General features: G+C 34.0%; 2 protein-coding genes. Both read right to left on the bottom strand.

Annotation, left to right across the window (positions count from 1 at the left end; all coding sequences use genetic code 11):
• Nucleotides 1-52 precede the first annotated feature (52 nt).
• Nucleotides 53-1603, bottom strand: a complete 1551-nt coding sequence (locus C6368_RS16840; RefSeq protein ID WP_199851669.1) for an IS1182 family transposase — start codon at nt 1601-1603, stop codon at nt 53-55.
• Nucleotides 1604-1869: 266 nt separating this feature from the next.
• Nucleotides 1870-2679: a leucine-rich repeat domain-containing protein gene (locus C6368_RS16835; protein ID WP_107040387.1), complete on the bottom strand. Its 810-nt coding sequence runs from the start codon at nt 2677-2679 to the stop codon at nt 1870-1872.
• Nucleotides 2680-2837 lie beyond the last annotated feature (158 nt).

The raw sequence follows: 2837 nt of genomic DNA, 5'->3' as shown, positions 1-2837 counted from the left end.
GAGGTGGACTATTTGCGATTAACGGGAGTCTGCGCACAAACCCCATTTTCTCTCAAAAATAAGGTTTACCACTTGAATAAACCACTTTTAAGGAAGTATTATTTCTTGGGTTCAATAAAAACAGAATTGGTTTTCTTTTATATAAAGTGCTCAGAATAGGCTTTAAAAGCCTCGAGAAAGCTAAAAAAATGAGAACAAGCTCTTTTAGCTTGTTTTTTAGGTCATTTAAATTAAAAATGGACATAAGTCTCCTCAGGTTGTAACAAATCATCATTAAATTGACTTCGGATAGTACGTTTTTTTTGCCTTTCATTAAGGTGAAAGTAAAACCCCATTGCCTTTTTAAAGTTCCAAATTGATGCTCGGTAACTTGTTGTCTTAAGCGATAATAATTTGGGTTTTCATTGACTCTTTTTTCGTTGTTTTCTAAGGCCTCTTGATAGATGGAACGTTCAATTAATCTTCCATTTTTGGCCGCAGTACATTTTTCACGAATTGCACAAGTTTTACATGCTTTAAAGTTTTTGTAATGCTTCACCTTGTGACTGCCTTTATTGTATACATTTCCTGTACCAGCAAGTGTTTGGTCGTTTGGACAAGTGTAAGTGTCTTCAGTTTTATTGTATTGAAAATCCTGCATATCAAAAAGCCCATTCTTTTGAGATGAATGTTCTTTTGGCGAGGAATAAGTTATAATGTTGTTTCTAGAACAAATATCAATGTGTTTTCCAGTGGTGTAGCCTTTATCTGTAAGGCAATCCATTTGCTGAACTTCAAGTAACTCTTTTGCGTCCAAAGCCATTGGAGAAAGAGCATGTGTATCGTTAACTGTTCCTGTGTCATTATTTATAAAAAGGTTGTGCTTAGCATCACACCCTGCTTGAACACAATATCCTACATTTACTATATTTCTGTGGAGCACAACACTTTTGGCATCAGGATCTGAAAGGCTGATTTGACTCTCACCTGATTCTTGAAGTTGCTTTTCGATATTTTTATAATTATCTTTTTTGGTGTTTTGATAAGCTATTTTATCATTAATTTCTTGTTTGTCGTTTTCAGAATCTGCTAGTTCAAGTGCCTTTTGGTATTCGTCAATTTTATTGTCAATATAATCAATGTGTCTATCAATTTTCTTCTGATTAAAATTGTTTTTTAAAGCATTTTGAGCTCTTATTTTAAAGGAATCAATGGCAATAACCTCACCTGAGATCAGCTCCCAATCTTTGAGTAAGACCACAAAAAACCGAAAAGCTTTTTTAAAAGCATCGGCATTCTTTTTTCTAAAATAAGCAATTTTACGAGCCGATGGTCTTAAACCTTTGAGTAGCCATATTACTTCAAGATTTACTTTGCAGGCGTGTTCTAATTTCCGAGAAGAGCGCAATTGATTTTTGTATCCATAAAGATATAGCTTAAGTAAATCACTGGGGTGAAAAGGTGGCCGACCTTCATCGGCTAACACTTGTTTAAAACCCAATTCTTGAAGTGGAAGCATCTCCACAAATAAATCAACAATACGTGCCCAAGAATCCGGCGGAACCATAGAATTAAAGTCCATCACCTGAAGTTGATATCGATCGAAACCTTTAATAAAATCCATATCTAAAGATACGAAAAAATGAGCAGATTTTTAAGGTTTTTTGAGGGGAGTTTTGGGTTTTTGCGCAGTCTGACGGCTCAGCTAAGTGGAGTGCGGGTATTGAAAGCGGTAAGTTTTCAATCCGTACGGAACTAAGCCAAACCAATTTTTGTGATTTAAATTAACGAAATAAAATCGTCAAAACTTGTTTTGGCGGAAGAGGAGGGTAGAAGCTTTGATTCACCACTAAACCCCGCATTAAATGTAGCTATTGTTGAGCACTGTTTTTATTTTTCTTTCCACCACTCAATTCCATCTTTGAATTCGTTTTTAACAAAATCATAAGCAACAAAGAACCCAGATTGCAACGAAGGATGCTCATTTTGGATAAACTCTCTTTCCTGATTTTTCATTCGCCAATGAGCATCAAGTCTTTTTAGTTTTTTTAATTCTAAAATCGGTCTGTAATTTTTATCCTTTATTGATGCATAAGATAAATCAAGTTCAATTAAGGAGTCTAAACCTGTAAATGGCTCTATACTTTGAAGCATTAAATTTTTAGGAGCAAACGAGTCTCCTCCAAGTTCTAATGATTTTAACCATTTCATTTTTCCAATTAGTTCATAGTTTATCACTTTGAAAGAAGCGAGAATAGAAAGACTCTCTAATGATCTTAAAGTAGTCAATGGAGAAATATCTTCTAAACGAGAACAATTACTTAAAGACAAAGCTTTAAGTTTCGTTAGCTTTTTTAAAGAATCGATATTTGTAACTGTTGAAGTCCAAATGTTTAGAACTTCTAAATTTTGCATTTTACATATACATTCAAAGAATTCTTGGTCAACTTTATGTCGTAGGTTAAGTCTTTTAATCTGGTTTAGATGTGGTAATTTCTCTTTCCATTCTTCTTCAATTTCCTTTCTTCTTTTTGAAGAGATGTTCGAAGGAAAGTCCATTGCTAAAGTTGAGATGAATAAATTGTTAGTATTCAATACATTACCATCATATTCTTGAAGTTTTCTTTCTTCTTCTAAATGTTCAATAGTTGGGTAATATGTATCGATTATTTGGTCTTTACCAATGATTAAGGAATTCATTTTTTTTAATTGTGCTCAACGTGTTGTGTAAAAAATGGCGCGTTTAAAAGTACGTCATTGTCGGCCTAAAACAAAGCTAGCCGAAAAACACAGCCCACTCGGATTGCCGTCAGCCCGCGCTATTTTTTACATTTTGTGTGTGCCTTGAATGGTAAATA

The sequence above is a fragment of the Brumimicrobium mesophilum genome (assembly GCF_003025005.1).
In the GTDB taxonomy this organism is placed as follows: domain Bacteria; phylum Bacteroidota; class Bacteroidia; order Flavobacteriales_D; family Crocinitomicaceae; genus Brumimicrobium; species Brumimicrobium mesophilum.
This window is presented reverse-complemented; position numbering and strand designations above follow the sequence as displayed.

What these genes read in the sequence shown, in the direction of transcription:
- C6368_RS16840 (WP_199851669.1), bottom strand. Translation starts at nt 1,603, where the DNA reads ATGGATTTTATTAAAGGTTTCGATCGATATCAACTTCAGGTGATGGAC.
- C6368_RS16835 (WP_107040387.1), bottom strand. Translation starts at nt 2,679, where the DNA reads ATGAATTCCTTAATCATTGGTAAAGACCAAATAATCGATACATATTAC.